4 protein-coding genes and 1 pseudogene are annotated in these 6,066 nt (G+C 34.2%); 3 read left to right on the top strand and 2 right to left on the bottom strand.

Annotation, left to right across the window (positions count from 1 at the left end):
• Positions 1-347: pseudogene (locus tag F6K51_RS34840) on the bottom strand (hypothetical protein); the annotation flags it as partial.
• Between the two features lie 190 nt (positions 348-537).
• Here F6K51_RS34840 and F6K51_RS34835 point away from each other — a divergent pair.
• Both F6K51_RS34835 and F6K51_RS34830 read left to right on the top strand, forming a co-directional pair.
• A complete protein-coding gene (locus tag F6K51_RS34835) occupies positions 538-693 on the top strand; it encodes a hypothetical protein (RefSeq protein WP_293030026.1) in 156 nt (51 codons plus the stop codon).
• A 103-nt stretch (positions 694-796) separates the two neighbouring features.
• Positions 797-1,753, top strand: a complete 957-nt coding sequence (locus tag F6K51_RS34830) for a hypothetical protein (RefSeq protein WP_293030023.1) — start codon at positions 797-799, stop codon at positions 1,751-1,753.
• 6 nt (positions 1,754-1,759) lie between these two features.
• On the opposite strand, the gene F6K51_RS34825 is transcribed toward F6K51_RS34830, so the two are convergent.
• Positions 1,760-5,506 carry a hypothetical protein gene (locus tag F6K51_RS34825; protein WP_293030019.1) on the bottom strand — a complete coding sequence of 1,249 codons (3,747 nt, stop codon included), beginning with the start codon at positions 5,504-5,506 and terminating at the stop codon, positions 1,760-1,762.
• Between the two features lie 15 nt (positions 5,507-5,521).
• Between F6K51_RS34825 and F6K51_RS34820 the strand changes: the two genes are divergently transcribed.
• Positions 5,522-5,647 carry a hypothetical protein gene (locus tag F6K51_RS34820; protein ID WP_293030016.1) on the top strand — a complete coding sequence of 42 codons (126 nt, stop codon included), beginning with the start codon at positions 5,522-5,524 and terminating at the stop codon, positions 5,645-5,647.
• The last annotated feature ends 419 nt before the right edge of the window (positions 5,648-6,066 follow it).

The raw sequence follows: 6,066 nt of genomic DNA, 5'->3' as shown, positions 1-6,066 counted from the left end.
CGTCGATCGCTTCTATGAGCGATTTCCCAGCCAAAGATAGACTCAAGGTCGGTATGGCCGGTCTGGGCTTTGATTTTTTCAGTTAGAGTTAAGCGAAGATACTTGCCAATGGCGGAAATCTTTTCATCATTGACTAAGTAAGTCCATCCTAGAATTAGACAAACCCAAGGAATTACTAGAAGGGCATAGGAATTAGTCTTATTGGAGAGGGCGAAGGAGAGAATACCACCAAAGATTCCTAGGGTTATATAAATCATCTGGTCTCGGAAGCCAATACGCTGGGCTTGCTCTTCTTTCAATTTTTCGTATTCGAGCATAAACACTTGGAGTATCTGTTGGTCGTCCATAGCCCTTTCGTTGTTGCTTAAGTTAGTTTGTTAATTTATACTTTAAATTATACTATAATTAGTTAAATGCTAATCATTTAAATTGCCGTTAGAGAATTTTTTAATGTTGGTAAATATGATAATTTAAGAGCACACAGCTAAAAAAAATAGCTACAATAAAGTAAATTAATTCAACTAACAGGTTCAACCTATGTCTTGTGCGGTTATCCTCATAGCAATTCAAGGTGAATACATGGCAGTACGTGCTCATCTCACTGACTTGAAGGAAGAGATGCACCCCAAAGGGAGTATTTATGAGAGGGGTAAATTCTCTAGTCATGGTAAGGAGTGGGAAGTGGGTGTATAGCAAAATCAAGGAAACCTTGCTTTTTATGACCAACCTTCAGGATGCTGACGACTCTCAAAACTTATAAACTAAATTTAAACTAAATTAGTGGAGGTTAAGGAAAGTGCCAAACACTAAAATATTCTCATATCTATCACAAGACTATCTTACTGTCGAACTAGAAGCATCATTACTAAATATCTTTATTAATATTGATGGCATTGCAGGAAGAAGAGGTATTCTTACCAATGCTGGAGTTGATGAATACTTTATTAATAGGCTAAATTTTAATTCCAACATTAATGAATTTATCACTAGTTTAGTCTCTCAGTTTAAAGACTATCGAGTATCCCTTCAAAACCCATATTATCATCCCCTACTCTTGTTTTCACAATATATCCTTCAACAACCTCCACAAAAATATAACTTAACTGAACAAGATCTCAAACTATTTCAAAAAATCCGTACTATTGGCGGAGAACAAATAAAAACTTTAGTCACTAAAATTAGTGATGATCCTAATTTTAGTGAAACTAACGATAAAATTGATAACTATTTGGACAAGGTTGAAGAAAAATTAAGATATCAAGGGTGTTTAGATTTTAAGTATGATGTTAAACATGAAGAACAACAATTTAAGCTTGTCAGTAAAATTCCTAATTTTGAAATTCCTTTCGGAGTCTTTAATATGAGAGGGTATGCTTTTTTCATATTCTCTTACTTACCCTCTATTAATAGTAAAATTTTACAACAATATTCTAGTCAATGCTTAGACTATGGAAAAGAAAAAACTACTATATCTAGTTTTGGACAAGTTCTTAATGCAAGAGTTCCTTCTAATGTTTGCTTTGCTATAGCTATTGTTAAGGATTTAGAACCAGAAATTAAGAAGAGTATACGAACAGAAAATCCTTTGGATTTTGAGACAGATACATTATGGTACAGAGTACCTGTTGTTTACTGCTTAAGTGACGAACAACTTTATTTTTATGACCAACCTTCATCATTCTGGGAAAAGTTCAAAGGAGAAATAGTCTGGAAAAGATTGAGACAAGTGGTTGAAACCACTTTAAACCCTTAATTAACATCACATTGAACTCAATAAAGTACGCACATAAGCAGCTGCTGTGACTGCCGCGTACTGTTGCCAAGTATCGGATTTGTGAGAATCACAATAGTCACAAATACCACGAACCACAATATAACCTATTCCATGATTCCAAGTGGCATCCGCAACACCAGAACCTTCCATTTCAATAGCCTTAACCCCAAATTGCTTCCGTAACATATCGCGTTTCTGCGGATTTTTAAGGAGTTTATTCGCAGAACCAATGGCACCTAAGAAAATTTTAGGCTGATCTTGGAGTCTTTTTGAGTCTTGTGGATGTGGAATTACCTGATCTGGTTGCTCAGAAGAATGAAGCAGATCCGTTTCTTGAGGGGGACGTTGCCAGTTTAGCTTTTGTAAGGCTTTTAGAATAACATCTTCCCAAGGTCGTTGCCCTAACATTTCATTAACACGCAAATATTTTGCAGCTTCCACTAACTCTGCACTAGCGGGAACTGGCATAGCACGAATTTCCGTAAACTGTTGGGACTCCTTATCAAAATCGTACTGCACAATCCCCTTCTTGTTAGAAACAATAATATCACCTAAACGTACATGGTCTTCAACTTTGGTAGGATGAGGAACACCTCCAGCAATCCCACACATAATAATTGATTGTACCATAGGATAATGGGACAACATAGTTGTTGCTCCCATGGCTGCTGCATTATTTCCCATATCAGCTAAAGTTACAGCTACTATTTGAGGAGTCCCATTACTATCGGCAACATCCGTTAACCAATATCGTCGCCCCGCCCCTTTTCCTGGTTTCTTTTCCTCTTGCCCTTGGTCAAATACAGCTTGAACAGCTACATATTCTTTTGGTAGTGCCGTAATTATACCAATAACGGGTTCTGAATTTCCAATTTTAGAAATAACTAAATTAGGTTTAATTTGGGTATTTTCCGTTGTAAATAATTGAAGTTTTTGTTTACCAAAAGCCAGTATTTTACATAAAATATCTATGTCTTGATCATCTAAATTATATCTTTCTCCTTGTTCAATCAGATACTCTAAAAAGCTAATGAGAGGATGATAATCTGGTTTTCGACTAGAAACTCTATATTGTTTAAATTTTGCAACTAAAATGGTAATAAATTCACTAATATTTAGATTAAAATCAAGATTACCAATAAAATATTGATTAACGCCCCCGTTACTTAGAAGCCCTTTCCTTCCTTGTATAGAATCAATATTTGTAAATATTTTATATAAATATAATTCAAGTTTTACAATATCATCTTGCTCTAATTCAGAGAAGATTTTAGTTTGTGAATTTATCATTGTACTATCCTTAATTTGGTTAATATTTATATTTATATTTTGTATATGATTCAGTGCTGGAATAACATCTGCCCCAATCAAAATCATAATCTGTTCAACAGGGTGTGTTTTGTCATTAAATTTTATAAAAAGATGGTCTGTATATTTAGAAAGTACCTTAATAACTTTAGTTAAATCGTTTTCAGTTAACTTGAGTAATGGTATAACAATATTACCAGATTTTACTAAAGTACCAATATTTTCATTAAAATTTATGTTTTCAGGATTAGTAAAAGCTTTTTCAATTATGGATGGAGGAATTGTTTCTTTTAAAGCATAGGATAAAGCATCTTGTGGAGAAGCTAGTTTAGCTATTTCAGTAACCTGATTATATCGTTCTAAATTTTTTTGTTCTTTTTTTGGAATAACATCAATTTTTTGTTTTAAATTATTAATATAATTTTGATTTATATTATTATTGGATAGATCTCGATCTGTATAATTTAAACCAAAAGCTTCTACTAATTTTTTTTGGGATACGGATAAATTAATAATTTTAGGATCTGCTTTGTGAGGATAAACAATTGTCCTCACAATAGCTTGATAGTTATCTAGTTCATTTTTAAGTTTCTGGATTTCTTCAGGAGTTATTTGTTTCTGGAATAAACCGACTGAAAGGATTGATTCTTTACTTTTATTAACCTTAGCTTCTAATTGATTTCTATGTTCCCGAAGAAGATTGATAAAATTAGAACGCATTTGATTAAATTCATCATCACCTAATGTATATTTTTCAATATATTTTCTGATTGCTTGTAAACATTGACTACGACATTCATCAGCAATTAGTTTATTCTGTTGATCACGACTTTCATGATTTTCTGAAATTGCAGTGATTGTAGTGAGTAATGGATGATCTTTTGGCAAACTATCAATCTTACCATAACTCCCTGGTTCATTCCCTAAGGGAATTGCATCACGAATTGTTAGATTTGGATTATTTTCTATGAGCCATCTTGGACAAGTTTTCTGGATTATATTGATGTAGTTAATTATCCGATCACGAAACTCTTCTGTAGCAATAAGCCACTGCTGATTCTCTGGATCAACAGTATAGTATTTGGCAAGTTCAAGGATTGCTGCTTCAGCACCTTCATTAGGATTTATGGATAAAGGAAACTGGCGAATAAACTGGAAAATATACTTAAATTCATCCCGAATCCGAACATTATGGTAAGATGGATCAAGAATATGTATCCAAGCATTTCGAGTATCTTTAAACTTTTTCCAACTAAGTCCGATATTTGCAGCTTTTTTCCACCAGTCCAAATATTCGTAAACAGGCCATTTTACCTCCTTAGTGAGAATATATCTTTCGTGAATAATAGTTTGATACTTTATAAGTTCCTGACAATATTTTCTATAAAATGTTGGCTGTTCACGAATTATTTTTAATTGATTATATAGTTGTTCAAAATCTAGATTATTTACCAACTTGTTTTCTAAATCTAATAAATTATTTATAATTACTTGATTGCTACAAGGATTATAGTTATAATTATTTTGTTGAAAATTTTTAACATATTTAATAATTTTATTAGGGAGTATTCTAATGTATTCATTAATTCTAATGTATTTATTAATTATTTGGAAAAACTCAACTCTATCATTGTAATTTAGTAATGAAATTTCAGAAATGACATTAGCAATAATCCTTAACTCATTCCAAAGCTTTCGACAGTGATATTCCCATTCATTAATTTTATGCAGAGGAATTTGCGATTTTTTATGTAACCGGTTAATTTCTCTTTCAACTTCTGACCAATAATCAAAAATTACCTGATTCTTCTCATAAAAACTGTCAACCCATTCTCTAACATGGTCGTAAATCTCCCTAGGAGTCATTCCCCTGATTGGCATCACATCAACTGATAGAGAACCAATATCATTAAATGCCACAATACAGGGAACATGACGACCTATGCCTAGTTGTTGGGCAAAACGAAATGCTTCTTTAACTCCTGGCACAGTAGAAAGTTTTTGAATCCTCCAATTTAAATTTCTGAGTGTTCGCTCAGGGGAATGAACAGGATCAAATCCTCTTGGTCGCAATTCATCCCAAGGTTCCATGTCAAGATATTCATCTTGCCAATAAGGATAGCGACGTCTCACCGAAGTAAGCATTCTTCTAAGAATGATTTGAAGCCGACTTTCGCGTCTTCTCATGACCGTTCGTTCTAATTTTCGCTCATCAAGGTTAGAAAAAAAGATAAAACGAATGCGGTCTGCTGTTCGATGGCATAAGTCAACAAAATAACGTTGCAGGAATTCTATGCACACTGGCGAACCATCATTGACAAAAACGAGGCTGAAGCCAAACCTATCTGTAAGACTCCGATGTGGCTCATCTAGCCTCAAAGCATAACGATATACTTCCTGTGCACTCTTAGCCCGAAAACCCATATCTATGAATTAACTTTGCATAATTTTATAATTATAGCAGAGACTCCCCAGGCATTGGTTAGTTCAGTTGTACCGATTGGCAGAAAATCCAAATACTGCGATCGCTTCTTCATCCCCCCTTCAGCCCTCTATCAAGGTTAACTCAGTAGGATTGTAATGACTATAAATAAGTAAGCTCTCAAAAAGCGATCGCATTTTTTCTATACCACCTCTAACTAGATCATGATATCACCAAAACCCCAAAAAACTCCTCAGATATCTTGACCCTATTCCCTCTTCCCTACTCCCTACAAAATTGTTACAAATATTTTCAAAATATGCTACACTAAAAGATTATTTGTGCTATTATAAAAGAGTGGTTGGTAAAACATCCGCGTCAATAGCTAGCCCGGGAAACGTGCAAATCTGCGGGCTAGCTTTGGCTCCCCTATGAAAGGATTGGGTAAATCGACAGGATTACTCCTGTTTCGTCCCCTTGGCACCGTGCGAACAAGTCTCCAAGTACACGGCGCGACCAATTCCTTTAGAACTCATTTATCATTACCTCCTCTTTTCTTAGG

It is taken from the genome of Moorena sp. SIO3I8 (assembly GCF_010692325.1).
GTDB lineage: Bacteria > Cyanobacteriota > Cyanobacteriia > Cyanobacteriales > Coleofasciculaceae > Moorena.
The sequence above is the reverse complement of the archived record's forward strand: the minus strand, read 5'-3'. Positions and strand labels throughout refer to the sequence as shown.